The sequence below is a fragment of the Mycolicibacterium elephantis DSM 44368 genome, assembly GCF_004014805.1.
GTDB classification, from domain to species: Bacteria; Actinomycetota; Actinomycetes; order Mycobacteriales; family Mycobacteriaceae; genus Mycobacterium; species Mycobacterium elephantis.
Map to the genome: position 1 here is coordinate 98,227 of NZ_ATDN01000007.1, position 25,978 is coordinate 124,204.

Annotated in this window: 23 protein-coding genes and 1 pseudogene; 10 read left to right on the forward strand and 14 right to left on the reverse strand. The window is 67.8% G+C overall.

All coding sequences use genetic code 11. The features are described from left to right. Positions 1-26 precede the first annotated feature (26 nt). Together MELE44368_RS06885 and MELE44368_RS06890 are read right to left on the reverse strand one after the other, a co-directional pair. Positions 27-2,561: an FAD-binding oxidoreductase gene (locus MELE44368_RS06885; RefSeq protein WP_128107816.1), complete on the reverse strand. Its 2,535-nt coding sequence runs from the start codon at positions 2,559-2,561 to the stop codon at positions 27-29. Positions 2,562-2,583: 22 nt separating this feature from the next. Next, positions 2,584-3,693, reverse strand: coding sequence for an LLM class flavin-dependent oxidoreductase (locus MELE44368_RS06890; RefSeq protein WP_128107817.1), 1,110 nt, complete (start codon positions 3,691-3,693; stop codon positions 2,584-2,586). 174 nt (positions 3,694-3,867) lie between these two features. Between MELE44368_RS06890 and MELE44368_RS06895 the strand changes: the two genes are divergently transcribed. The 8 genes and pseudogenes from MELE44368_RS06895 (at position 3,868) to mmsB (ending at position 13,037) form a co-directional block, all read left to right on the forward strand. Beyond that, positions 3,868-4,821: an enoyl-CoA hydratase gene (locus tag MELE44368_RS06895; protein ID WP_276050781.1), complete on the forward strand. Its 954-nt coding sequence runs from the start codon at positions 3,868-3,870 to the stop codon at positions 4,819-4,821. After that, the gene (locus MELE44368_RS06900) at positions 4,821-6,032 is read left to right on the forward strand and encodes an acyl-CoA dehydrogenase (RefSeq protein ID WP_128107819.1); all 1,212 of its coding nucleotides are present in this window, start codon (positions 4,821-4,823) and stop codon (positions 6,030-6,032) included. Before MELE44368_RS06895 ends, MELE44368_RS06900 begins: the two co-directional genes overlap by 1 nt. Position 6,033: 1 nt before the next feature. Then, complete coding sequence (locus MELE44368_RS06905; RefSeq protein ID WP_128107820.1) at positions 6,034-7,128, forward strand: acyl-CoA dehydrogenase family protein; 1,095 nt, start codon at positions 6,034-6,036, stop codon at positions 7,126-7,128. A 265-nt stretch (positions 7,129-7,393) separates the two neighbouring features. After that, positions 7,394-7,648, forward strand: a pseudogene (locus MELE44368_RS26570) (AMP-binding enzyme); the annotation flags it as partial. Positions 7,649-7,675: 27 nt separating this feature from the next. Beyond that, positions 7,676-9,310, forward strand: a complete 1,635-nt coding sequence (locus tag MELE44368_RS06910; protein WP_241566508.1) for an AMP-binding protein — start codon at positions 7,676-7,678, stop codon at positions 9,308-9,310. A 140-nt stretch (positions 9,311-9,450) separates the two neighbouring features. Beyond that, the gene (locus MELE44368_RS06915; protein WP_128107822.1) at positions 9,451-10,971 is read left to right on the forward strand and encodes a CoA-acylating methylmalonate-semialdehyde dehydrogenase; all 1,521 of its coding nucleotides are present in this window, start codon (positions 9,451-9,453) and stop codon (positions 10,969-10,971) included. Positions 10,972-10,978: 7 nt separating this feature from the next. Continuing rightward, complete coding sequence (locus MELE44368_RS06920) at positions 10,979-12,145, forward strand: acyl-CoA dehydrogenase family protein (RefSeq protein WP_128107823.1); 1,167 nt, start codon at positions 10,979-10,981, stop codon at positions 12,143-12,145. Continuing rightward, complete coding sequence (gene mmsB / locus MELE44368_RS06925) at positions 12,063-13,037, forward strand: 3-hydroxyisobutyrate dehydrogenase (protein WP_241566509.1); 975 nt, start codon at positions 12,063-12,065, stop codon at positions 13,035-13,037. Before MELE44368_RS06920 ends, mmsB begins: the two co-directional genes overlap by 83 nt. Before the next feature lie 2 nt (positions 13,038-13,039). On the opposite strand, the gene MELE44368_RS06930 is transcribed toward mmsB, so the two are convergent. Together MELE44368_RS06930 and MELE44368_RS06935 are read right to left on the reverse strand one after the other, a co-directional pair. Further along, complete coding sequence (locus tag MELE44368_RS06930) at positions 13,040-13,741, reverse strand: nitroreductase family protein (protein ID WP_128107825.1); 702 nt, start codon at positions 13,739-13,741, stop codon at positions 13,040-13,042. A 48-nt stretch (positions 13,742-13,789) separates the two neighbouring features. Continuing rightward, positions 13,790-14,593, reverse strand: coding sequence for an HAD-IA family hydrolase (locus MELE44368_RS06935; protein WP_064890858.1), 804 nt, complete (start codon positions 14,591-14,593; stop codon positions 13,790-13,792). A 104-nt stretch (positions 14,594-14,697) separates the two neighbouring features. Between MELE44368_RS06935 and MELE44368_RS06940 the strand changes: the two genes are divergently transcribed. Next, on the forward strand, positions 14,698-15,363 hold the full coding sequence (locus MELE44368_RS06940; protein WP_046750986.1) for a response regulator: 666 nt from the start codon (positions 14,698-14,700) through the stop codon (positions 15,361-15,363). Beyond that, entirely contained in the window at positions 15,360-16,604 is a 1,245-nt protein-coding gene (locus tag MELE44368_RS06945; RefSeq protein WP_128107826.1) for a GAF domain-containing sensor histidine kinase, read from the forward strand. Before MELE44368_RS06940 ends, MELE44368_RS06945 begins: the two co-directional genes overlap by 4 nt. Before the next feature lie 68 nt (positions 16,605-16,672). On the opposite strand, the gene MELE44368_RS06950 is transcribed toward MELE44368_RS06945, so the two are convergent. The 10 genes from MELE44368_RS06950 to secY form a co-directional block, all read right to left on the reverse strand. Beyond that, positions 16,673-17,185, reverse strand: coding sequence for a MarR family winged helix-turn-helix transcriptional regulator (locus MELE44368_RS06950; RefSeq protein WP_128107827.1), 513 nt, complete (start codon positions 17,183-17,185; stop codon positions 16,673-16,675). Between the two features lie 41 nt (positions 17,186-17,226). Next, positions 17,227-18,261 carry a pyridoxal phosphate-dependent aminotransferase gene (locus MELE44368_RS06955; RefSeq protein ID WP_128107828.1) on the reverse strand — a complete coding sequence of 345 codons (1,035 nt, stop codon included), beginning with the start codon at positions 18,259-18,261 and terminating at the stop codon, positions 17,227-17,229. After that, the gene (locus MELE44368_RS06960; protein ID WP_128107829.1) at positions 18,261-19,268 is read right to left on the reverse strand and encodes a 3-oxoacyl-ACP synthase III family protein; all 1,008 of its coding nucleotides are present in this window, start codon (positions 19,266-19,268) and stop codon (positions 18,261-18,263) included. Before MELE44368_RS06960 ends, MELE44368_RS06955 begins: the two co-directional genes overlap by 1 nt. A gap of 7 nt (positions 19,269-19,275) precedes the next feature. Continuing rightward, positions 19,276-19,941, reverse strand: coding sequence for a DUF8713 domain-containing protein (locus MELE44368_RS06965; RefSeq protein WP_128107830.1), 666 nt, complete (start codon positions 19,939-19,941; stop codon positions 19,276-19,278). After that, on the reverse strand, positions 19,922-21,619 hold the full coding sequence (locus MELE44368_RS06970) for a thiamine pyrophosphate-binding protein (protein ID WP_164890048.1): 1,698 nt from the start codon (positions 21,617-21,619) through the stop codon (positions 19,922-19,924). The genes MELE44368_RS06965 and MELE44368_RS06970 overlap by 20 nt, the downstream gene beginning before the upstream one ends. Before the next feature lie 74 nt (positions 21,620-21,693). Next, positions 21,694-22,413, reverse strand: a complete 720-nt coding sequence (locus MELE44368_RS06975) for an anti-sigma factor family protein (protein ID WP_128107831.1) — start codon at positions 22,411-22,413, stop codon at positions 21,694-21,696. Continuing rightward, on the reverse strand, positions 22,410-22,934 hold the full coding sequence (locus MELE44368_RS06980) for a sigma-70 family RNA polymerase sigma factor (protein WP_046754525.1): 525 nt from the start codon (positions 22,932-22,934) through the stop codon (positions 22,410-22,412). The genes MELE44368_RS06975 and MELE44368_RS06980 overlap by 4 nt, the downstream gene beginning before the upstream one ends. 120 nt (positions 22,935-23,054) lie before the next feature. Beyond that, entirely contained in the window at positions 23,055-23,852 is a 798-nt protein-coding gene (gene map, locus MELE44368_RS06985) for a type I methionyl aminopeptidase (protein WP_128107832.1), read from the reverse strand. Positions 23,853-23,855: 3 nt separating this feature from the next. Further along, positions 23,856-24,404: an adenylate kinase gene (locus MELE44368_RS06990; protein ID WP_128107833.1), complete on the reverse strand. Its 549-nt coding sequence runs from the start codon at positions 24,402-24,404 to the stop codon at positions 23,856-23,858. Beyond that, a complete protein-coding gene (gene secY, locus MELE44368_RS06995; RefSeq protein WP_128107834.1) occupies positions 24,401-25,738 on the reverse strand; it encodes a preprotein translocase subunit SecY in 1,338 nt (445 codons plus the stop codon). Before secY ends, MELE44368_RS06990 begins: the two co-directional genes overlap by 4 nt. Positions 25,739-25,978: the final 240 nt, after the last annotated feature.

The following is a 25,978-nucleotide window of genomic DNA, read 5'->3' on the forward strand; positions in this document are numbered from 1 at the left end:
ACATCTGCGACATGTAAGCCCCTTCTCTAGCGGGTGTGGCTTGCGGCGAAATCGGCCTTCGGTTCCTCGGATATCTCCAGATGGTCGGGCGGCGGCACGGTGCGGTTCTGGTAGTTGCGGGTGATCAGCGTCTGCTGGCCCGACAGCCTGGTGCGCGCCCACTTGCCGAGGACTTTGGCGGCGACCCTCGGTGACATCAACGCCGCGGGCGGCTTGACCAGATGCACGACGGCCAGGAATTCGCGGTAGGCGTCGAGGTCGTCGTGAATCAGCTCGATCATTCGGTCCATGTACCAGGTCAGCGCCCTGAAATAGAACGGCCGCTTCTTGTCGACATCCTTCATCCAGTCGAACCGGAGGTTCTGCTCCCTGATCACGAACCAGGCCGTGTCGGCCAGCTTCGCGATCCGCCGGTAGTAGCGCCGCGGCAGGTCGGGATCGCCGGGACCGCGCTTGGCCAGCAGCGTCTGCATCTCGTGAACTTCCTTGAGCGCGATCGACATCCCGAGCCCCGACACCGGGTCGGCGCTGGTGTAGGCATCGCCCACCGCGAGCAGTCCGCGTGGCAGGTTGCGCTTCCTCTCGTAGCGCAGCCTCAGCATGTTGGGATAGCGGAAGTTGTAGATCGGCGACGCTGGCTCCAGGCCGTCGATGTTCTCACCGACCACCGGGGAGGGCATCAGGTCGGCGAATCGGCGGAACTCCTCGGGGGTTCGCGGCGGCGAATAGCAGTTGTAGGCAACCAATGTGGTGGACAGGATCGTGCGCGAGCTGTCGGTGTAGTACTGCGCCGCGTAAGTGTCCTCATACGGTCGGTACGCGTAGCAGATCATCATCACCCTGTCGTGCCACTGCCGTTCGGGCGGCACGTGATGGAACATGGTCGAGTAGAAACAGTTGATGATGTCCTGCTCGACCTCTGGCGCCCCGATCCCGATCCGCTCGAGAATCTCCGGAACCGGGGTGTTCTTGCCCGAGGCGTCCACCACGAATTCGGCCGGGATGACCTCCGGATGCCCCTCGTTGTCCACCGCGACACCGAGCACCGTGTTGGTGTCGCTGTCGTAGATCAGATCGCTGACCTCGGACTCGTAGCGGAACGCGATGCGGGGGTCGTCGTCGAGGCGGCGGCGGACGCACCACTCGAGCAGGGGACGCCCGGCGCACACGATCTGGATGTCGCCGGTGCCCGGCTTCTTCCAGGCGCCGCCGAGGCGGATGCGGTACTGCGCGGCCATGTCGACGTCGAAGGCGCCTTCGCGCACCATGTCGTCGATGATGCCGGGGAAGATCCGCTCCAGCTCGATGCGGCCGGCGGTGAGCAGGTGGTGCAGATGCCAGCCCTGCGCCGCGCCGGGCCGACCCTCGCGGCGCCGATGGGGGTCGTCCTTCTCCAGGACGATCACCCGCTCGAAGAACTCGGTGAGCATCTTGGCGGTGGTGATGCCTGCGATGCTGCCGCCGATCACCACCGCGGTGCCGCGGGCGCGGTGTCGTACGTCGGCCATGTCGATGTCGGTGTAGTCCAGCCGCAGCGGGGTGCGCCGCCGCGCGGCCCCGCTCGGCACGAACTTCTCGTAGTAGAGGCCGATGCGGTGAATGTCGCGGTTGTCCAACCAGTTCCGGACCGACTCGACCATTCCCGCGGGCCCGCACAGGTAGACGTCTGCGTTGCCGTCGCCGAACATGTCCTCGTCCAGAAGGTCGGTCACCAGCCCCACCGGTCCCGACCAGCCGGGGTCGGGATGGGCCACGATGGTGTGCACCTGCAGATCCGGAATCCGCTGCCGCAGCCGCTCGAGTTCGTCGAGCTTGCACAGATCCGCGACGTCGGTCACCCCGTAGAGCAGGTGGACGGGCCGGCCGGCGTCGGGCACCATGCTCTGGGCCATCGCCAGGATCGCCGACAGCCCGGTGCCACCGGCCACCAGCACCACCGGCCGCTGCACCGGACGCAGATAGAACGTGCCCTTACTGCCCCGTAACGCGATTCGGTCGCCCGGCTTCGCCCGGTCGCGCAGATAGTCCGACATCACCCCGCTGGGCAGCAGCCGGATGATGAACTCGAGCTCATCGCGCCCGTCGGCCGGATGCGCGTACGAGTAGTTGCGCCACACCCCGCTGCCGGGCACCTGCAGCTGTGCGAACTGGCCTGCCTTGAACTTCAGTAAAGGCATATTCGAAACATCCAGCCGCAGAATGGCTGTGGTGGACGAGACCAACTGCACCTCGGTCACCGTGGCATGCCCGGTCACCAGGCTGGCGGCGTTGTTGTCCATCGGATACTGCAGTTCGATCAGGCATTCGGAGTTGGCGAACGTCTGGCAGGTCAGTACCTTCCAGGCATCGCGTTCCACGTCGGAAAGCCCTTCGGTCCGGCCCATCTCGTAATCGCCCGACCTGCAGGTGGCCACACACGTGCCGCAGATCCCGCTCTGGCACTCGTTGACGATCGCGATGCCATTCTCCTCGGCCGCCTCCAGGATGGTCTGGTCGGCCCTGGCGGTCATCGTCTTGCACGTTCCGTCCGAGTAGCGGACGGTGATCTTCTGCGCCTCCATCGGGATACCCTTCGAATGAGCGCTAGGCGATGGCGATTGAGGGCTTCTTGGCGATGCGCGCGTTGAGCCTCGGCATGACCTCTTCGGCCAGCAGGCGCATGGAGTCCTTCCACGGCCCGGGGTTGTCGCTGTAGTCGAAGCCCAGGATCAGCAGGTGGCCGAACCCGCCGACCTGATCGTAGGTCGCTTCCAGCTTGTCGACGACGGTCTCGACCGAGCCCACCACAAACGTGTTCTCCGCCAGGTATTCCGGTGTGACGTCGCCGTCGGGCACCGTCGGGTTGTGCTTGTAGAACTTGGTCATGCCGAACATGCGGAAGGTCGGCAACACGTACTCGCGCATGTTCCGCCCGATCATGCCGTCGACGGCGTACCGGAACGCCTGCTCGTCGGTTTCGGCGACGACCACCTCGCGCACCAGCCGCCAGTCCTGCCGGTCGGGCACGCGGCCGCTGCGGGCGGCGCCCTCCAATACCGCGTCCCAGTGTGTCGCGACGTATTCGGTGTTGAGGTCCAGGCTCATCGGCAGGTAGCCGCGCTCGCCTGCCAGCTTCAGCGTCTCGGATCCGGCGCTGAACCCGGTCACCCCGATGGGCGGGTGCGGCGCCTGAAAGGGCTTGATGTGCCTTTTCATCAGCCCCTCGAACATCGGCGCGATGCCGTTGGCGTTCCAGTACTTTCCGCGGAACTCCCACGGCTCGTTCTCGGTCCAGACCTTGAGCATGATCTCGAGCGCCTCGCGGGTCATCTCGCGGTGCTCACCGTTCTGGCCGTCGACGTCGAACAGCGCCCAGTCGCCGGGAATCCCGCTGGCGCCCACCCCGAGCATGAACCGGCCCTGGGCCAGGTGGTCGAAATAGGCGACCCGGTGGGCCAATTCGACCGGGTGGTGGTACGGAAGCAGGTGAGCGCCGGGAGCCAGCTTGATCGACTTGGTCCGCAGTAGCGCCTGGGCCAACAGCAGGTCGGGTGCGCAGATCGGCTCCCACGGCACGGTGAAGTGCTCACCCACCCACGCCTCGACGTAACCCAGCTCATCGGCGAGCTGGATCAATTCGAGATCCCACTGGGTCGCGTCGTACAGGTTGCGCTCCGGCGGATGCGCCGGCATCAGGAAAAGCCCCAGTTCCATCTTCAACCCTCTCGGTAGTGGTCCGCTCGCCCGACGGCTCGCTGCGATGTGCACCACAGTACTAGCAAGATACTTTATTGAGCGCAAGTAGGCGAGTATCTTGCTGATTTACTTGAACAAAAGTTTTATGATCGACGTACTGGCTATGGACATGTTGGTTTGGCGTCGCGTAACCTGCAGCTCAGCAGCGTCACTGCGCGCACAGCGGTGACGACCCGAAGGGAGCACTTCGTGCAGCATTTCGACTACATCGATTACGAACTGCTCGATGACGGCCGAATTGCCGTGATCACGCTCGACCGCCCGAAACAGCGCAATGCGCAGAACCGCGGGCTGCTTGTCGAGCTCGGAGCGGCATTCGAACTGGCCGAAGAGGACGACACCGTGCGGGTGGTGATCCTGCGGGGCGCCGGGCCGTGCTTCTCCGCGGGCCATGATTTGGGTTCCGCCGACGACATCCGCGAGCGATCGTCGGGGCCGGGCCAGCACCCGACGTATCACTGCAACGGCGGGACGCTGGGCGGGGTGGAGACGCGCCATCGCCAGGAGTGGCACTACTTCTTCCAGAACACCAAGCGGTGGCGCAACCTGCGCAAGATCACCATCGCCGAGGTGCACGGGCTGGTCCTGTCGGCGGGCCTGATGCTGGCATGGTGCTGCGATCTGATCGTCGCCGCCGAGGACACGGTCTTCGCCGACGTGGTGGGCACCCGGCTGGGGATGTGCGGGGTCGAGTACTTCGGCCACCCGTGGGAGTTCGGCCCCCGTAAGGCCAAGGAACTGCTGCTCACCGGAGACGCCCTGACCGCGGACGACGCGCACGCGCTCGGCATGGTCAGCAAGGTCTTCTCCAACGACGAACTGTTCGACTGCACAGTCGAATTCGCTCGCCGGATCGCCAAGCTACCGACACTGACCGCGCTGATGATCAAGGAGTCGGTGAATCAGACCGTCGACGCCATGGGGTTCGGCGCCGCCCTCGACGCCTGCTTCTCCCTGCATCAGCTCAACCACGCCCATTGGGCCGACATCACCGGCAACCCGCTGGGCATCGGCTCGGTCGAGCACGGCCTCGAGGACTGGCGGCAGGCGCCGGAGATTCTGCCCGCGGCCAAACGGCGGCCCTGATGGACGTCGACTATCCACCCGAGGCCATCGCCTTTCGGGATCAGATCCGGGCGTTTCTGGCCGAGCATCTGCCCAGCGAATGGAGCGGCGCCGGCGCGCTGCCGCCCGAGGAGCGCGAGCAGCTCAGGGCGCGGTGGCGCAAGGTTCTCGCCGATCGGGGACTGATCGCGGTGTCGTGGCCCACGGAGTACGGCGGCGGCGGGCTCTCGGTGATCGAGCAACTGGTGTTGGCCGAGGAGTTCGCCCTCGCCGGTGCACCCGACCGCTCGGAGAACGACTTGGCGGGCATCGACCTGTTGGGCAACACGATGATCGCGCTGGGCTCCGAGGAGCAGAAGCGACATTTCCTGCCCCGCATCCTCTCCGGCGAGGACCGCTGGTGCCAGGGGTTCTCCGAACCCGAGGCGGGCTCGGACCTGGCGTCCGTGCGGACCAGGGCGATGCTCGACGGCGACGACTGGGTGATCAACGGCCAGAAGATCTGGACGTCGGCCGGGCCGACGGCGAACTGGATATTCCTGCTTGCCCGCACCGATCCGGCGCCCAAGCACAAGGGCCTGTCGATGCTGCTGGCGCCGATCGACCAGCCCGGCGTGGAGGTGCGCCCGATCGTCAACGCCGCGGGGCACGCCTCGTTCAGCGAGGTGTTCTTCACCGACGCCCGCGCCCGTGCCGCCGATGTGCTCGGCGGTGTCGGCGGCGGGTGGCGTACCGCGATGACGCTGCTCGGCTTCGAACGGGGATCGCAGATCACCACCGCGGCAGCGGAATTCGGCCGCGACTTCAAGCGGCTGGTGGAGCTGGCCCGGCAGCGCGGACGGCACACCGATCCTCAGGTGCGCGACGAGCTGGCGTGGTGCTACTCGCGCGTGGAGATCCTGCGGTATCAGGGGTACCGAGGGTTGACGGCGCTGCTGCGTGGGGAGATTCCCGGCGCCGACGCCGCGATCCACAAGGTCATCTGGAGCGAGTACTTCCAGCGCTACACCGAACTCGCCGCCGAGATTCTGGGGCCCGACACAATCAGCCCGCAGGGCCCGGGAAACGGTGCGGCCCTGATTGTTCCGCCGGCCGGTACGCCGAACTCGGCCGGCTGCTGGATGGACCAGCTCCTGTATGCCCGGGCGGCGACGATCTACGCCGGCAGTTCGCAGATCCAACGCAACGTCATCGGCGAGCAGCTGTTGGGGCTTCCCAAGGAGCCACGCTGAGATGGACTTCCGCTACAGCACCGAACAGCTCGACTTTCGAGAGTCGCTGCGCGGCCTGCTTTCTGAGGCGGCTCCCCCGGCCCGCGTGCGCGAGGTGGCCGCGGCCCGAGGTCTTGACGAACGGCTGTGGCAGCGGCTCTGCAGCGAGGCCGAGCTGCCGGCGTTGCACGTGCCGCCCGAGTACGGCGGAGCCGGCGGCACCCTGGTGGAGGCCGCCATCGTCTTCGAAGAGCTCGGCCGTGCGCTGACCCCGGTTCCGTTGGCGGGCACCGTCTTCACGATCGAGGCCGTGCTGCGGATGGGTGATGACGAACAGCGGCGCCGTCTGCTCCCGGGGTTGCTGACCGGCGAGTCGATCGGAGCATTCGCGGCGACAGCGCCGGACGCCACCGACCCCTCGACGACCACGGTGCGGGCCGTCGGCGCCAACGGCCGCGTCAACCTGTCCGGCGAGTGCTCGCCGGTGCCGCACGGCCGCATCGCGGACGTGTTCGTGGTGCCGGCCGCCCAGCGCGACGGCTCGCTCGGGTGGTATCTGGTGACCGCCGATGCCCCCGGGGTCACGGTCGCGCCGCTGTCGTCGTTCGACACCACCCGGCCGGTCGCCCGGGTCACGTTGCGGCAGGCGCCCGCCGAAGCGCTGGCGTTGTGCGAGGGCTGGCAGCGGGTGCTCGACGTGGCCCGTGTGCTGTTGGCCGCCGAGATGCTCGGCGGCGCCGAGGCGTGCCTCGCGCTGTCGGTCGACTATGCCTGCAGCAGACGGCAGTTCGGACGACCGATCGGATCGTTTCAGGCGGTCAAGCACGCCTGCGCCGAGATGATGATCGAGATCGACGCCACCCGGGTCGCCGTCATGTTCGCCGCCATGACTGCCACGGACCCCGAGGAACTCGCGCTCACCGCGCCTTTGGTCAAGGCACAGGCCGCCGACACCTTCGTCATGTGCGCGGGTTCAGCGATGCAGGTGCACGGCGGCATCGCGTTCACCTGGGAGCACGACATCCACATGTACTTTCGCCGCGCCAAGACCACCCAGGCACTGTTCGGCAGCAGCACTCACCACCGGGCGCTGCTCGCCGACCGGGCCGGGTTGTAGCCCACGTCCGGAAGGAGCCGACGATGACCATCTCCCCTCCTGCGGCGCGTCTGTCACCGTCGACGGGAATCTCGCTCAGCGATGTCCTCACCCGGCACGCACTCGTGCGACCGGACCACGTCGCGTTCGTCGACTCCCGGCGGCGATGCACCTTCGCCGAACTCGATGGGCGGCCGAAGCCTTCCGGGGCGGGTGGTTTCACTCCGGCGACCTGGTTCGGCAGGACCAGGACGGCTACATTTATGTGGTCGACCGGAAGAAGGACATGATCATCTCGGGCGGAGAGAACATCTACAGCGCCGAGGTGGAGAACGTCCTGGCGGCCGAACCGAAAGTCGCCGAGGTGGCGGTCATCGGCGTGCCCGATCCGGATTGGGGCGAGACACCGATGGCGGTGATCGTGCCGCGCGATCCCGCCGACCCGCCGACCGAGGCCGACATCGAGTCGCACTGCCGGGCACACCTGGCCGCGTACAAACGGCCCCGGCGCATCGCCGTCGTCGAGGAACTGCCTCGCAACGCGGCGGGCAAGGTCTTGAAAAACGTGCTGCGCGACACCTACGCCGCGGCGCCGTCCTACGCGGCGGGACCGACCGAGGTGCCCCTGCTCGAGGAGACCATCGGGGCCAACTTCGAACGCACGGCCTCGGCACATCCCGGCGTCGGGGCGCTCGTCGACGTCAGCTCCGGCCGGCGCTGGACCTATGCCGAGCTCAACACCGAAATCGACGTCGTCGCAAGGGGTCTGATGGCCAGCGGCATCGGGGCGGGCGACCGGGTCGGGATCTGGGCGCCCAACTGCGCGGAATGGACGATCCTGCAGTACGCCACCGCGAAGATCGGCGCGATCCTGGTGACGGTCAACCCCGCCTACCGCACCCACGAGCTGTCGTACGTGCTGGGGCACTCGGGCATCCGGATGTTGGTGGCGGCAACGGAGTTCAAGACGTCGAGCTACCGGGAGATGGTCGAAGAGGTGCGCCCGCAGGCGCCGGACCTGACCGAGGTGGTGTTCATCGGCACCGACGACTGGCAGCGGCTGCGGCAACGGGCCGACGGCGTCTCGGTCGACGAACTGCGGTCGCGGATGGGCGCATTGACGCCGTCGGACGCCATCAACATCCAATACACTTCGGGCACAACGGGTGCCCCGAAGGGAGCGGTGCTGTCCCACCGCAACATCCTCAACAACGGGTTCTTCGTCACCGAGCTGATCAACCTGCAACCACCCGATCGGTTGTGCATCCCGGTGCCCTTCTACCACTGCTTCGGCATGGTGATGGGCAATCTCGGGGTCACCACGCACGGTGCCACGATGGTGATTCCGGCGCCCGGCTTCGATCCCGCGGCGACATTGGCCGCCATCGAGAACGAACGCTGCACCGCCGTTTACGGGGTGCCGACCATGTTCGTGGCGATGCTCGCCCACCCGGATCTCGCCAACCGCGACGTGTCGTCGCTGCGAACGGGAATCATGGCGGGCGCCACCTGCCCGATGGAGCTGATGAAGCGCTGCATCAACGAGCTGAACATGTCGGAGGTGGCGATCGCCTACGGCATGACCGAGACCTCCCCGGTGTCGTGTCAGACCCGCATCGACGACGACCTGGACCGGCGCACCGCCACCGTCGGGCGCGTGCACCCGCACGTCGAGATCAAGGTCGTCGATCCCGACACCGGAGCCACCGTGCGGCGCGGCATGCCGGGCGAGTTCTGCACCCGCGGCTATTCGGTGATGACCGGCTACTGGAATGACGAGGCGAAGACCCGCGAGGCCATCGACGAGGACGGCTGGATGCACACCGGCGATCTCGCCGTGATGCGCGACGACGGCTACTGCCAGATCGTCGGGCGCATCAAGGACATGGTGATCCGCGGCGGCGAGAACGTATACCCGCGTGAGATCGAGGACTTCCTGCACTCCCACCCCGACATCGAGGACGTCCAGGTGATCGGCGTTCCCGACGACGTCTACGGCGAGGAGATCTGCGCCTGGATCAAGATGCTGTCGGGCTGCGCGCCGTTGGACGCCGCCGCGGTGCGCGAGTACGCCACCGGAAAGCTCGCGCACTACAAGATCCCGCGCTATGTCCACGTCGTCGACGAGTTCCCGATGACCGTCACCGGCAAGGTCCGCAAGGTGGACATGCGCGCGGAGACGATCCGGATGCTCAACCTCTGACCCCACCGCATCGAAACTGCGCACAGATCGCGATTTCGGCCGCGATCGCGATCTCCCGCAGTCTCGTCGCGCACCCCCCTTGCGGACGCCTCTCACGCATTACTAGGATATCCAACTATCTAGTAGCGAGGGGCAGGGCCATGACCAAGCAGATTCCACATTTCATCAACGGCAAGCGCACCGCCGGCGAGTCCAAGCGCACCGCCGACGTGTTGAACCCGAGCACCGGCAAGGTGCAGGCCAAGGTGTCGATGGCCTCGGCCGCCGACGTCGACGCCGCGGTCGCCGGCGCCGTCGAGGCGCAGAAGGAGTGGGCGGCGTGGAACCCGCAGCGGCGGGCCCGGGGCATGATGAAGTTCATCGACCTGGTCAACCAGAACATCGACGAGCTCGCCGAACTGCTTTCCCTCGAGCACGGTAAGACGCTGGCCGACTCACGCGGAGACGTCCAGCGCGGCATCGAGGTCATCGAGTTCTCGATCGGCATCCCGCACCTGATGAAGGGCGAGTACACCGAGGGCGCGGGCCCGGGCATCGACGTGTACTCGATGCGCCAGCCGCTCGGCGTGGTCGCGGGCATCACCCCGTTCAACTTCCCGGCGATGATCCCGCTGTGGAAGGCCGGCCCGGCGCTGGCATGCGGAAACGCGTTCATCCTCAAACCATCCGAGCGTGACCCTTCGGTGCCGCTGCGGCTGGGCGAACTCTTCATCGAGGCCGGCCTGCCCCCCGGTGTGTTCCAGGTGGTGCAGGGCGACAAGGAAGCCGTCGACGCGATCCTCGAGCACCCCACCATCGCCGCCGTCGGGTTCGTCGGCAGCTCCGACATCGCGCAGTACATCTACGCGGGCGCAGCGGCCAACGGGAAACGCTCGCAGTGCTTCGGCGGCGCCAAGAACCACATGATCGTCATGCCGGACGCGGACCTCGATCAGGCGGTCGACGCCCTGATCGGCGCCGGCTACGGCAGCGCCGGGGAACGTTGCATGGCGATCAGCGTGGCGGTCCCGGTCGGTGAAGAAACCGCCGATCGCCTGCGCGCCAGGCTGGTCGAGCGCATCAACAATCTGCGGGTGGGCCACAGCCTGGACCCCAAGGCCGACTACGGCCCCCTGGTCACCGAGGCCGCCCTGCAGCGGGTGCGCGACTACATCGCCCAGGGCGTGGAGGCCGGCGCCGAGATCGTGGTCGACGGCCGCGAACGCGCCAGCGACGAAATGCAATTCGGTGACGACAGCCTCGAGGACGGCTTCTTCATCGGGCCCACCCTGTTCGACCACGTCACCACCGACATGTCGATCTACACCGACGAGATCTTCGGGCCGGTGTTGTGCATCGTGCGCGCGCACGACTATGACGAGGCGCTGCGGCTGCCCTCCGAGCACGAATACGGCAACGGCGTCGCGATCTTCACCCGCGACGGCGACGCGGCCCGCGACTTCGTGTCCCGCGTGCAGGTCGGCATGGTCGGCGTCAACGTGCCGATCCCGGTGCCGGTGGCCTACCACACCTTCGGCGGCTGGAAACGCTCCGGCTTCGGCGACCTCAACCAGCACGGCCCGCATTCGATCTTGTTCTACACCAAGACCAAGACCGTCACCCAGCGGTGGCCGTCCGGCATCAAGGATGGCGCGGAGTTCGTGCTGCCGACCATGAAGTAGGGGTTTCGTGGATTACTTCGGGCTCGACGACGACGAGCGGGTGATCGCCGAGACGGCGGCCTCGTTCGCCGAGAAGCGCCTCGCGCCACACGCTTTGGAGTGGGATGCCACCAAGCACTTCCCCACCGACGTGTTGCGCGAGGCGGCCGAGCTCGGCATGGCGGCGATCTACTGCCGCGACGACGTCGGCGGCAGCGAGCTGCGCCGGATCGACGCGGTGCGGATCTTCGAGGAACTCGCCAAGGCCGATCCCACCGTCGCGGCGTTCCTGTCGATCCACAACATGTGCGCCTGGATGGTCGACACCTTCGGCACCCACGAACAACGCAAGTCGTGGGTGCCGAGGCTGGCGTCGATGGAGGCCATCGCCAGCTACTGCCTGACCGAACCGGGCGCGGGATCCGACGCCAGCGCGTTGCGCACGAAGGCCGTCCGCGCCGGCGGTGACTATGTGCTCGACGGCGTCAAACAGTTCATCTCCGGCGCCGGGTCGTCCGACGTTTACGTGGTGATGGCCCGCACCGGCGAGGACGGACCTCGCGGCATCTCGACCTTCCTCGTCGAAAAGGACTCGCCCGGGCTGAGTTTCGGCGCCGACGAGCTGAAGATGGGCTGGAACGCCCAGCCGACCGCGCAGGTGGTCTTCGAAGGCGTCCGGGTGCCCGCCGACGCGATGCTCGGCGGCGCCGACGGTGAAGGCACGGGCTTCGGCATCGCGATGCAGGGCCTCAACGGCGGCCGGATCAACATCGCCGCGTGTTCGCTGGGCGGCGCGCAGGCCGCCCACGACAAGGCCGCGCGGTATCTCGCCGACCGCCAGGCGTTCGGCGGTGCGCTGCTCGACGAGCCGACCATCCGGTTCACGCTCGCCGACATGGCCACCGCGTTGCAGACCTCGCGCGTGCTGTTGTGGCGCGCGGCCACCGCGCTCGACGAGAACCACCCGCAGAAGGTGGAGTTGTGCGCGATGGCCAAACGCTACGTCACCGACTCCTGCTTCGAGGTCGCCGATCAGGCACTGCAACTGCACGGCGGCTATGGATATCTGCGTGAGTACGGGCTGGAGAAGATCGTCCGCGATCTGCGGGTGCATCGGATCCTGGAGGGAACCAACGAGATCATGCGCGTGGTCATCGGCAGAGCAGAAGCGGCCAAGGCCCGCGCAGCGACATAGACGACATAGGAGATTTACCATGAGCACGGTCGCGTTTCTGGGGTTGGGCCACATGGGCGGGCCGATGGCGGCGAACCTCGTCGCCGCGGGCCACACCGTGCACGGGTTCGACCCGGTGCCGGACCTGCGGGACGCGGCCGCCGACAAGGGTGTCCAGCCCTTCGACAGCGGCGCCGCGGCCGTCGGTGACGCCGATGTCGTCATCACCTCACTTCCCAACGGGGACATCGTCAAATCGTGCTATGCCGAGGTGCTGCCGGCGGCCAAGGACGGCGCGTTGCTCATCGACACCTCGACGATCTCGGTCGACGACGCCCGCTCGGTGCACCGGCAGGCCGTCGACCGCGGGCTCGCCCAGCTCGACGCGCCGGTGTCCGGCGGGGTGAAGGGCGCGACCGCGGGCACGCTGGCGTTCATGGTCGGCGGCGAGGAGGACGCCGTGGAGCGGGCCCGGCCGGTGCTGGAACCGTTGGCGGGCAAGATCATCCACTGCGGCGCCTCCGGCACGGGTCAGGCCGCCAAGCTGTGCAACAACATGGTGCTCGCGGTTCAGCAGATCGCCATCGGCGAGGCGTTCGTACTGGCCGAGAAGCTCGGCCTGCCCGCGCAGTCCCTGTTCGACGTCATCACGGGTGCGACCGGCAACTGCTGGGCCGTGCACACCAATTGCCCGGTGCCGGGCCCGGTGCCGACCTCACCCGCCAACAACGACTTCAAGCCCGGCTTCGCCACCGCGTTGATGAACAAGGACCTCGGGCTGGCGATGGACGCGGTCAAGTCGACGAATGCCAAAGCGCCACTGGGCAGCCACGCCGCCCAGATCTACGCCGAGTTCAACGCCGAGCACGCCGACAAGGACTTCAGCGCGGTGATCGAACTGCTGCGCGGCTGATCTCAGCGGTTGCTCGACGACGCGTCGAGCCAGGCGCGGTGGCCGTACCCGTCGAGGTGGACGACCTCCTCGACCGGCTTGCGGGTGGTGGGTCCGTATCGCCCACGCGGCCAACCGAGGGGCACGACGCACACGGGGGTCACGGTCAGCGGCAGGCCCAGGGCCCGACGCGCCGACGTCACGCTCCACAGCGGCAGCGTGATCAGCGACGCGCCCAGGCCCATCGCGCGGGCCGCGAGCAGCAGGTTCTGCACGCTGGGGTAGATCGAACCGAAGAACGACGACTCCCCCACGAACGGCGACGGCATGTACGGCAACCGCATACCGCCGCGCAGGCACGGCACCACAAGGACCGGGATCTCGGTGAAATGGTCGACCTGCCATTGCACGGCCCGCAGGATCTTCTGCATCGATTCGTCGCCGGCGGTGACGCGGCGGCCGACCGCGCCGTACAGCGACCACGCTTGGCGATACCGTTTGCCGAGTCGCTCCTTGACGCGCCGGTCCTTCACCACGATGAATTCCCAGTTCTGCCCGTTGGATCCGGTGGGCGCCCGCAGCGCCAACTCGATGCACTTGCGCACGACGGCGTCGTCGACGGGGTCGGGAAGGACGCGGCGCACGGCCCGCTGGGTCATCATCGCCTCGATCAGCGGCATGTCGAGACGGGCGAGCGCTTCCTCAGCGGTGGGGATGTCGGTCATCCCATGAAACTACCGCGCCGATCGCCGGCCGGTGTGGCGGTTACGCCGTTACGCCGCCGAGGGCTTGTGAGACTTCCACCAGTTCGCGTGCAGCCGTTGACATTCGGCGATACGCAACGGATCGCCGCCGTCGAAGTCCGGCCGCACGGCCACCGCCGTGGGAATCTCGGGGGTGCCTTCGCCGGTGATGACGACGGTGGCCAGGCCCGCGGCGTTGGCGGCGCGCAGCCCGGATGCCGAGCCGCTGACGGCCAGCGCGTCCTCGGCGGACAGCCCCAGCTCCCACAGGGCGTGCCGATGCGCGTCGGGATCCGGCATCGTCTTCTTCACGTCGTCGGCGGTCACCACGACCTCGACGAGCCCCTCACCGGCGAGCTGCCGCACCAGCGGCTCGGCCCAGCTGCGCTGCCCGCTGGTCACCACAGCCACCTGAACGCCCGCGGCGAACGCCTCGACCAACAGGTCCACCAGCCCGGGCCGCGGCGGGAGATCGCGCTCGAGGACCAGCTCGTCGAACATCATTGTCTTGGTCGTATAGATGTCGTCGGCCAGTAGTGCGGTCAGCACGTCGGACTCGGTGGCCACGCAGCGCTTGCGCAACTCGGCCGCCACCCGCTGCCGCTCGTCGGTCAGTGCGAGCAGCTGGCGGTAGCGCGGCACCGACCACTCGAAGTTCAGGCCGTGCGCGGCGAAGGCGGCGTTGTAGGCCACGCGGTGGCCGTCGCACTCGATGTCGGTGAGCGCATCGAGGTCAAAGATGACCGCGCGTAGCTGGCTGACGGCCGCGGCCGGCACTGCGTTGTCCCACCAGAAGCGTCCGGCGCGCCAGGTCTTCTCCTGCGATGTCGGCATGGCTCAAGGGTGTCTCAAGTCACAGCCGCTGCGCCTCCCCCGCAGGGGGGATAACCAAGGTCAACTTCCGCAGCCGCCGCCCGCACCCGCAATAAGGTGTTGTCATGACCGCGACGGCCGAGCCGGTACGAATAGTGCTGGTAGACGACCATGAGATGGTGATCGAGGGGCTCAAGGCGATGCTGGCGGCGTTCGCCGAACGCGTCGTGGTCGTCGGCCAGGCCGTCGGCGCTGAGCGTGCGCTCAGCGTGATCGACGAGCTCGATCCCGACATCGTGCTGTGCGACGTGCGGATGGAGGGCTCGTCCGGTCTGGACCTGTGCCTGGAGCTGCGCGAGCGCCACCCCGACCGCAAGGTCGTGATGCTGTCGGTCTACGACGACGAGCAGTACCTCTTCCAGGCCTTGCGGGTCGGCGCATCCGGATACCTGCTGAAGAGCATCAGCAGCGACGAGTTGGTGCGCCAGCTCGAGTTCGTGCATCGCGGCGAGACCGCGATCGATCCCGGCATGGCCGCCAGGGCCGCCGACACCGCCGCGAGGCTGCAGCGCGACGAGTTCTGGCCCGGCGCGCGCCAAGGCCTGACCCAACGCGAGAGCGAGATCCTGTCGTTCGTCGTCAACGGGCTGTCCAACCGGGCGATCGCCACCAAACTGGTGATCGGCGAGGAAACCGTCAAGAGCCACCTGAGCTCGATCTACCGCAAGCTGGGGGTCAGCGACCGCACCGGCGCGGTGGCCACGGCGCTACGCGAAGGGATCTACCGATGACCTCGGGCCCACGACCCGGCGACGCGGTCCGCGACCTCAGCGACTACGCGCTGGCCGCCGACCGCGAGCTGGCGCTGCTGCGCGAACTGATCCAGGCCGCGTCCAAAGGACCGGGGGTCGAGCCGTTGGCCGCGGCGGCAGCGCGGATGATCACCGCGGCGACCGCCAGCGACGTGTGCTTCGTGCACGTGCTCGACGACACCGACCGCTCGCTGACCCTCGCGGGTGCGACGCCGCCGTTCGACGCGGAGGTCGGCAAGATCAGACTGCCGCTGGGGCAAGGGATCTCGGGATGGGTGGCCAGCCACCGCGAGCCCGTGGTGATCACCGAGGACAAGGAGTCCGATCCGCGGTACATGCCGTTTCAGTCGCTGCGCGGCTCGGACTTCACGTCGATGGTGTCGGTGCCGATGGAGACCGATCCCGGCGGTCTGGTCGGCGTGCTCAACGTGCACACCGTCGAGCGGCGCGACTTCACCGACCGCGACGTCGAGCTGCTGTTGGTGATCGGCCGCCTGATCGCCGGGGCCATGCACCAGGCCCGGCTGCACCGCCAACTGGTCGCCCGCGAACGCGCGCACGAGGTGTTCGTCGAGCAGGTGATCGAGGCACAGGAACTCGAACGTCGCCGGTTGGCCGGCGACATCCACGACGGCATCTCGCAGCGGCTCGTCACGCTGTCCTACCGGCTCGACGCCGCCACCCGCGCCGACGATCCGGCCATCGCCGCCGAACAGCTCGGGATGGCCCGCGAACTGGTGAAGCTGACGCTGGAGGAGGCGCGCGCGGCGATCAGCGGGCTGCGTCCGCCGGTGCTCGACGACCTCGGCCTCGCCGGCGGACTGGCCAGCCTGGCCCGATCGATTCCGCAGGTGAACATCGACGTGGACCTCGAGGAGACGCGGCTGCCCGACCACATCGAGCTCGCGCTGTACCGGATCGCGCAGGAATGCCTGCAGAACGTCGTCAAGCACGCCAAAGCCACCAGCGCCCGGCTCACGTTCGCCGTCGACGCGGCCGAGTCCACTTCGGTGGCGCGCCTCGAGATCGTCGACGATGGCGTCGGTTTCGACACCTTCGAACATCCGCTGGGCAGCGACGAGATGGGCGGCTACGGGCTGTTGTCGATGGCCGAACGCGCCGAGATCGTCGGCGGCCGGCTCAACATCCGGTCCCGACCCGGCGCAGGGACCGCGGTCACCGCGACCATCCCGCTGCCCTCGGCGGTCACCACCCCTTAGCGCCGAAATAGCATTCCAGGCTGGAAATTCGCCCCGGCGACGACCCGGAATGCTATTTCGCGGGGCCGTCAGAAGTCGCCGGAGTTTCGGCGCAGCGTCTCGATGGAATCGGCCAGCGCGCGTGATTCGGCTTCGGACATCCCGATGTCGGCGAACACCTCCTTGTTGAGGGTCACCGTCGCGTCCTCCACGATCGAGCGGCCGAGATCGGTGATCCGCACCAGCGTGGTGCGGCCGTCGGTCGGATGGGGCGTCCGCTCCACCAGGCCGTCGGCCTCCAGGCGCCGGATCGCGTGGGTGACGCTGGTGACGTGCACCTGCAGCCGGTCGGAGGCCTTGGTGATCGGCAGTTCCCCGTTGCGGCTGAACGCCAGCAGCCGCAGCAGCTCGAACCGGGAAAAGCTCAGGTCGTACGGGCGCAGCGCGGTCTCCACCCGGGCCAGCAGGATCTGGTGCGCGCGCATCACCGAGGTCACCGCGACCATGCCGTCGGCGACGTCACCCCATCCCGCGCGCTCCCAGTTGGCGCGGGCCAGCGCGATGGGGTCGCGGTGGTCGGGGTGCGACGGTTCGGAGGCCACGCCCCTTCATACCTCACGCCCGCGGGCGCCTGCTGCGGATTTCAGCGCAGTGCGGCCGTCACCGCGGCCAGCACGGCGCGGGTGGCGCGGCGTTCGCCGACGGTGATGCGCACGCCGCCGTCGGCGTAGTGGCGCAGCCGCAGCCCCGTGTCGTCGAAAACCTCCGGCCACGGCCGGTCACGCTGTGGCAGGTACACGAAGTTGGCGTGGGCGTCGGTGCTGTACACCCCCATCGCGGCCAACCGCATCCGCAGATACCGGGTCTCGCTGGCGATCATCTGAATACGTTGCTGCAGTTCGGCTTCCGCCTCATAGGAGGCGGTGACGGCGGCCAACCCGGTGCCGGCGATGCCGAAAGGCAGTTGCATGCTCCACAGCCGGCGGGCCAGTTGCGGGGCGCAGAAGCCGTAGCCGATGCGCAGGCCGGCCAGGCCGTAGGCCTTCGAGAACGTGCGCACCACGACAAGATTCGGATACCGCGCGACCAGTTCCGCGGCGTCGAGTCGCGCCTCCGGCGGCAGGAACTCGACGTAGGCCTCGTCGAGCAGCACCACGGTCCCGGCCGGGACGCGCTTCAGGAACTCCTCGATGTCGGACGCGGGCTCGATGGTGCCGGTCGGGTTGTGGGGCCGGCACAGCACCACCACCCGGGCGCCGGCGGCGGCACGCACCAACGCGTCCAGGTCGTGGCGGCCGTGGCCGTCGAGCGCCACCGTGGCCGAAGCCAGCCGGGCCATCTGGGCGAAGATCGGATATCCGTCGAACGTCGGATACGCCATCGCCAACGTCTCACCCGGGCGCGTCACCGCCTGCAGCACCTGCATGATCACGCCGGTGGCGCCGACGCCGACGACCACCTGTTCGGCGTGCACCCCGATGTGCGTGGCGATCAGCGCGCGCAACTGCTGCGGCAGAAACTCCGGATAGCGGTTGGCGGTGTCCACCGACGCGTTCAACGCGGCCCGCACCGCGGGCAGCGGCGGAAACGGATTCTCGTTGAGCGACAACGGGAACGGATCCAGTGCATCATGCAGAGCACCGGCGGGTTCGGGTACGTCGCGGTCCGGTGTGGTCATCAGCGACCGCCCCATCGCACCGCGGCGGCTCCTGCGAAGTCGCCGGCATGGGCGAACGCCGCCATCATCACCACGTCACCCGCGTGCAACCGCCCCTCGGCGATCGCGTGGTCGAAGTTGATCGGAATACCCGCGGCGAACAGGTTTCCGCACTCATCGAACGTATCGACGTGGCGCTCCTTGGGCAGTTCGAGCGCCTCGCGCCAATTGCGCAGAAACACCCGGTTGGGCTGATTGGTGACGAGCAGGTCGAGATCCTTGGGTTTGACGCCGATCCGGTCGCACACCGCGTACGACACCTCGGGAACCTGACGGTTGCCGCGGGCGAGCACCTTGGTGATCTTGCTTTCGGTGAACCCGATGTAGCCCTCGCCGGGCCCCGCCTGCCACCATTTGCGCGGCGGGCCCACCGCGATGGTCATGTCCCCGGCGAATTCACCGTAGGTGCGGCACTCGATGTCGAGGATCGGCGAGCGCTCCGACACCGCCACCAGGCCCACCGCGGCGCCGTCGCCGGGCACGGCCGCCTGCGCCTTGCGCCGCACCCTCGGCTGGTCGAACACCTGCCCCGCCGCGTTCTGCGCGACGGCGATCAACGCGGTCTGTCCGGCGCCCGACGCCAGCAGCTGACGCGCCACCTGCATGCCCAGGACGAACGCGGCGCAGCCGCCGTTGTGCAGGTCCAGCACCCAGTTGGGTTTCATGCCAAGGCGATGCGCCATGGCCCCGCCGCCGCCGTAGAACGGCATGTCGGGTAACTGGGTGTGGGTGATCAACACGTCGACACCGGCGATCACGTCGGCGCCGTGGCGCTGCACCAGCCCGGCAGTGGCACGCTCGACCATGTCGACCGCGGTCTCGTCCGGCCCGACGTGGTGGCGAAAGCGCGGCGCACGGAACATCACGTTGTCCCGCAACGCATCCGACTCGGCGAACTGAGCGTAGTAGCTCGCACCGATCGGGTCACCCGGCAGGTAGGTGGAGACGTCGAGAAGGCTGACGGTCATGTGTGGGTCACCTCATCCAGTCGGGTGTCACGGGAAGCCCGTTGCGGTGGCGGTATTCGGCGATCGCCTTGAGGTTCTGCAACTCGAGCAGATGGCCCGCCCCGAACATGTCCCAGAAGTCGCCGACCCACACGGGCCGTTGGGGCGGCGCGGTCTCCGGGTAGGGGTTTCGGTCGTAGAACGGGTGATGGCAGTTGGTCCACAGCACCACCGACCCCGGCTTGTCGAACACCAACTGCGCGTCGACGATCCGCATCAGGTAGATCATCCACAGGTGCTTGCCCTGGTCCCATGCGCAGTGGTAGTCGACGGTCATCGCTTCCCTGTTGGCGTGCGTGCGGGTGAAGATCCGGGTCTCCGAGCCGAGCCGGTCGTAGGCGATCCAGAGCCCGGGTTCCTCGGTGGTGGTGAAGCCGCGCAGGCTGTAGGTCCACTCCTCGAGGCTGCGGGTGTCGGACATGTAGTCGAACAGCTCGCCTGGCGGACAGTCGATATAGCTGTTGACCGTGCAGAATTCGCCGAACACCTCATCGTGCGGATACACCGACCGCATCATCTCCATGATGATCGGGGTGGCCTTCTCCCGTGGTGACGTCTCGATGCGGATGAGCCCGTCGAGCGGGTCGGTGGTGCCGCGGTGGCTGGTGATGTCATCAAGTGCGGGCAGCGACATGGGATCTGTTCTCCTTCGTGCGAACGCGGTCTGAGGTGAGAAACGCGGCGAACGGCGGGATTTCGTCTGCCGAGCATTCGACGCTGACAACTGCGGGACCGTCGTGGGCCAGCGCGGCTTCCACCGCCGCGGGCAGGTGATCGAGGTCGTCGACGTCGATCGCAGGCAGCCCGGGGAACATCGCGGCCAGCCCGGCTCCGAGCCGGCTGGGACCGAACCGGTTGTAGCTGTAGCGGTCGCCGTAGAAGAGCTGTTCGCGGGTCACGCACATCGCGTGCGCGTGGTTGTCGAACAGCAGGAACGTCAGGGGCAGCCGATACTGCAGTGCGGTGTGAATCTCCATGCCGTGCATGAAGAACGCGCCGTCGCCGGCGATCACGACCGTGCGTCGGCGCCGTCGGAACGCCATGCCCACACCGGCTCCGAAGCTGTAGCCCATCCCGCCCATGCCGAGAGCGACGAGGTATCTGCCGTCGCGCCGCGCCGGCAGGCGGTGGATCGCCGACGCGCCGATGTTTCCGGCGTCGACGACGATGTCGACGCCGTCGGGCAGCGCGTCGTCCAGCACCGCCATCGCGTCGCGGTACCGGATCCCCGGGCCGTCGTGGGGTGGTGGCTGAAGGCTGGTGCCCGGCACCGCATCCGGCACTCGCACCCCCGTGGCGCGGCCGTTGCCCGTCAGGGCCGCGATCAACAGTGTCAGCGAGCCACGCAGGTCGTCGGTGTGCACGTGGGTGCATGGCAGGTGCGGCGGAAGGGATCCGATCGAGTACACGGGCGTCGCCGCCAGCGCCGCGTCCAGGCCGGCGCGCGCGGTCACCGTCATGCGGGTACCCACCAGCAGGCAGAGCGCACTGGCCGAAACGGCTGCGGCGACACCGGGATGCCCCATCACTCCGGTCACACCGAGCGACGACGACGATCCGGAACCCGGCGTGCCCGCCACGTCCTTGGCGTCCGGCACACACGCCACCCGGGCCCGCACCAGGGCGCGCAATCGTTCGAGTTCGGCGCGCGCATCGTCACGGGCGATTTGTTCGCCGGCGATGATCGTCACCGGCCCGTCGGCGCGCCGCAACGCACGCACGATCGGGTGCGGGTTGCCGAGCTGGCCGGCCGGTTCTTCGGACACCTCGATCCCGCCGTTTACCGGCACCGGGGCCTGTTGAATATCCTTGGGCAGCAACAGCACTGCCGGCCCACGCGCCGTCTTCGCCGCGGCGATCGCCTCGGGCAGCGCCGAGACGATGTCGGCCGGGTTCAGCAAGCGCCGGCAGTACACCGCCACCGCGGAGAACAGCGCCTGCCCGTCGAGCGCGCCGTTGCGGCCGCTGGTGTCCTGGAACGCCCCACGCCCGTCGAGCGTCGTCGGCGCCTGCCCGATCAGCGCCAGCACCGGCACCCGGCTGGCGAACGCCTCCCCCAGCCCGGGCAGCGTGTTCAGGCAGCCGCCGCCCGAGGTGGCGACCAGCACGCCCAGGCCGGCGCCGCTGCGGCTGTATCCGTCGGCCATCGTGGCGGCCGAGAACTCGTGCTTGGCCAGCACCGCGGTGATCCCGTCACAGAAGTGCGCGGCGTCGTAGAGGTCCTCGATGTTGGCGCCGTCGACCCCGAAGAGATGCTCGACGCCGACCGCCGCGAGGTATTCGACGATGTGGTCGACCACTCGATGGGCCATGGCTCACCTGCCTTCGCGCGCCTTACCCCCGTGATACGACGCGCTGCGCAGTTGGGTTCAACGAGCGGCGGAATTCACAGTTCGCGCTCGAGCAGCACCTGCCCGGAGTCAGCCGAAACCAGTTGCACGGCAGCGATTTCATCGACCTGCACCGGGGTGTTCGCGCTCGGCAGGGCGGTGGCGCCGGACAGCCCCAGCCAGGTGGCGACCTGCTCGCGGCTGCCGTCGCGGCCGATGACCACCATGCCGAGGTTCTGCGGCGGGGCGTCACGCTGACCCCAGTCGCCGTAGGTGCAGGCCATGTCGATCCGGCTGCCCCAGCCGTAACCGGTGACGGTGATGGTGGCGTTGATCGGTGTATCGGACATCTTGGCCATTTCGAGCTGTTGGCCGGTGGCCTGCGGCGCGGGGGTCTGGGTGCCCAGGCTGTCGGGGCGCAGCACCAGCACGAGCCCGAGGGCCAACAGCGCGGCGGCCATCGCGACCGCGGCGGTGGTCATCCAGCGGGTGCGCCTGCGCCGGGCAGCCACCTTGTCCAGCAGGTTGTCGAGCACCTCGGGGCGCAGCGCGGGCGGGTCCGGCTGGTCGAGCCCGGCGACGTCGTCGGCGTCGACCTTGGCCAGCAGCGCGGGGATTCCGCTCAGTTCGGCGACCGCGGCCCGGCACTGTGCGCAGGTCTGCAGGTGCGCCTCGTATTCGCGGCGCTCGTCGCCGGAGAGCGAGCCAAGCACGTAGGCGGCGTCCCAGGTGACGTAGCGGTCGTCATCGCCTCGGGGGGAACCGAACTCGGTCATCGCGTCACCCCCATCTCCTGCAGCCTGAGCCGCAGCGCGCGCACCCCGTAGTGCAGCCGCGACTTCACGGTGCCCTCGGCGATCTGCAGATCGGCGGCGATCTGCGCGGTGGTCCAGCCCTGGTAGTAGGCGCGGCGGATGACCGCCCGATGTTCTTCGGACAGTTCGCGAATGGCCTCACCCAGCAACATTCGGTCCAGTGCCGTCTCCACCTCGTCGGGCCCAGCGCGGTCGGCCGCCTTCTCCATGTCCGGGGTGCCGGTTTCGCTGCGGAACCGGGCGCTGCGCCGCTCGTCGATAACGAGATTACGCGCCACCGTGAACAACCACGCCCGTGCCGATCGCTCGCTGTCGGCGGTCACCTCGGGATGGCGCCAAGCACGCAACAGCGTTTCCTGCACGACATCCTCCGCACGGGCCGTATCCCCCGTCAGCCGCACGGCATAGCGCCAGATGGCCGCGGCATGCTCGTCGTAGAGCACCCGCATGACTTTGGCATCCAGGGCCTCCGGGTCGTCCAAACTCAACCTCCATCAGTAATACGAGGTTGGCGGCCATCCGGTTCAGTATTCGCCGAACGTGGGTTACCCGCACGCTCCGAGCGCTCGAGGCGTGCGGGTAACCCACGTTCGCGCAAAAAACTATTGCGTGAGGATGCGCGGGCCGTCTTCGGTGACCGCGACGGTGTGCTCCCAATGCGCGGCGCGGGAACCGTCGGCGGTGACCACGGTCCACTCGTCCTCGAGCACCGCCGTCTTCGTGGTGCCCAGCGTGAGCATGGGCTCGATCGCCAGCACCGACCCCGGAGCCAGATACGGCCCGCGGCCGGGTGCCCCTTCGTTGGGCAGAAACGGGTCCATGTGCATGTGCCTGCCGATGCCGTGCCCGCCGTACCCGGCGACGATGCCGAACTTGCGTCCGTGGTGCCTCTCGGCGGCCCGCGCACCGGACTCGATGGCATGCGAGACGTCGGTGAGCCGGTTGCCCGGCACCATCGCGGCGATGCCGGCCACCATGGCCTCCTTGGTGGCCTGCGACAGCACTTCGTCGACCGGGATCAACTGTCCGACACCGAAGGTGATCGCCGAGTCGCCGTGCCAGCCGTCGAGGATCGCACCGCAGTCGATGGACACCAGATCCCCCGCCGCCAGCGTCTCGTCGGCCGACGGAATGCCATGTACCACACGGTCATTCACCGACGAACAGATGCTGGCCGGGAAGCCCTGGTAGCCGAGGAAAGACGGCACCCCGCCACCGTCGCGGATCACCGACTCGGCGATCTCGTCGAGCTCCAACGTGGAAACCCCGGGAGCGGCGGCCTGCCGCACGGCCGCGAGCGCCTTGGCCACCAGCGCTCCGGCCGCGGCCATCGCGTCGAGCTCACCGGGGGTGCGCTGTGCGACGACCCTCCGGTTACGCAGGCCGGGTAACCCGATCATCGGCTACTTGCCGAGCGCGTGCAGCGCCCGCGCGAACACCTCGTCCAGCCCGCCGACCGCGTCGACGGTCTGCAGGTTGTTGTGCTTGTAGTACTCCAGCAGCGGCTGGGTCTCGTCCCGGTAGACCTGCATCCGGTTGTGGATGATCTCTTCGGTGTCGTCCGCGCGGCCCCGCGCCTTGAGCCGCTTGAACAGCTCCTCCTCGGACACGGCGAACTCCAGCACCGCGTCCAGCTTGGTGTCGCGCTTCTTGAGCATCTCGTCGAGCGCCTTGGCCTGCTCGACCGAGCGCGGATAGCCGTCCAGGATGAAGCCGTCCGCCGCGTCGGGCTGGGAGATCCGGTCCTCGACGAGCTTGTTGGTCAGCTCCGACGGCACCAGGTCCCCGGCGTCGAGGTAGCGCTTGGCCTCCACCCCGAGCGGGGTGTTCTCGCCGATGTTCTTGCGGAAGAGGTCCCCGGTCGAGATCTGCGGGATGCCCAGCTTCTCGGAGAGTTTCTGGGCCTGGGTGCCCTTGCCGGCGCCAGGTGGCCCGAGTAGCACGACTCTCACTTCAGGAACCCTTCGTAGTTGCGTTGCATGAGCTGGCTTTCGATCTGCTTGACCGTATCCAACCCGACGCCGATCATGATCAACACCGCAACGCCGCCGAACGGCAGGTTCTGGACCGGACCGCTGCCGCCGATCGAGAGGAACAGGTTCGGCAGCACGGCGATACCGCCCAGGTAGATGGAGCCCGGAAGGGTGATCCGGTTGAGCACATAGCGCAGGTAGTCGGCGGTCGGCGCACCCGGTCGGATGCCCGGTATGAAGCCGCCGAACTTCTTCATCTCGTCGGCACGTTCGTCGGGGTTGAACGTGATCGACACGTAGAAGTACGTGAAGAAGACGATCAGGCCGAAGTAGATCGCGATGTAGACGGGGTCTGACGGGTTGGACAGGTTCTCGGCGACGAACCGCTGCCACCAGCCGGTGCCGGGGCTGGAGCTGCCGCTCTGGATCAGCTGGGTGATCAGCTGCGGAATGTAGATCAGCGACGACGCGAAGATGACCGGGATGACGCCGGCCTGGTTGACCTTCAGCGGCAGATACGTCGAGGTGCCGCCGTACATGCGCCGGCCCACCATCCGCTTGGCGTACTGCACCGGGATACGTCGCTGGCCCTGCTCGACGAACACCACGCCGATGAGGATGGCCAGTGCGCCCGCGCAGACCAGGGCGAACACCAGGCCGCCGCGGCTCTCCAGGATCATCTGGCCCTCGCCGGGCATCGCCGAGACGATGCTGGCGAAGATGATCAGCGACATGCCGTTGCCGATGCCGCGCTCGGTGACCAACTCGCCCATCCACATCACCAGCGCGGCGCCCGCCGTCATCACCAGCACGATGACGACCAGGGTGAAGATGTCGATGCCGTCGCTCTGACCCTGGATGATGTCCAGCGAGCAACCCTGCAGCAGCCCGCCGTTGGCCGCCAGCGCCACGATGCTGGTGGCCTGCAGGATCGCCAGCGCGATGGCCAGATAACGCGTGTACTGCGTCATCTTGGTCTGGCCGGCCTGGCCTTCCTTGCGCAGCTGCTCGAACCGCGGGATCACCACCGTCAGCAGCTGCACGATGATGCTCGCGGTGATGTAGGGCATGATGCCGACCGCGAACACCGACAGCTGCAGCAGCGCACCACCCGAGAACAGGTTGATCAACGAGTAGACCTGCCCGGCGTCGCCGCCGCTGACCTCCGCGATGCACTTCTGGATGTTCGGGTAGTTCACCCCGGGCGACGGAATCGAGGCGCCGACCCGGTAGAGCAGGACGAGGCCCAGGGTGAAGAGGATCTTTCGCCTGAGGTCGACTGTCCGCAGCGATGAGATGAAAGCCGAGAGCACTCTTCCTCCTGCGCAGCCGACCGTGGTGGCCGCGACGTGCGAACTGGGCTGGCCTGACCAGCGTCTTGGTTAAGTCGTGTGCGGACCTCCGCCGAGCGCGCAGCCTGCGAAGTTACCCGTCAAACAGTCTACGAGAGTAACAGTTGGAATCACCCCGCCGTGCAACCCAGACTCACAGCGGCCTCTCAGTTCGGGAACATACCGTGTCAGGCATCTCGTTACCACCACTAAGTAACGAAC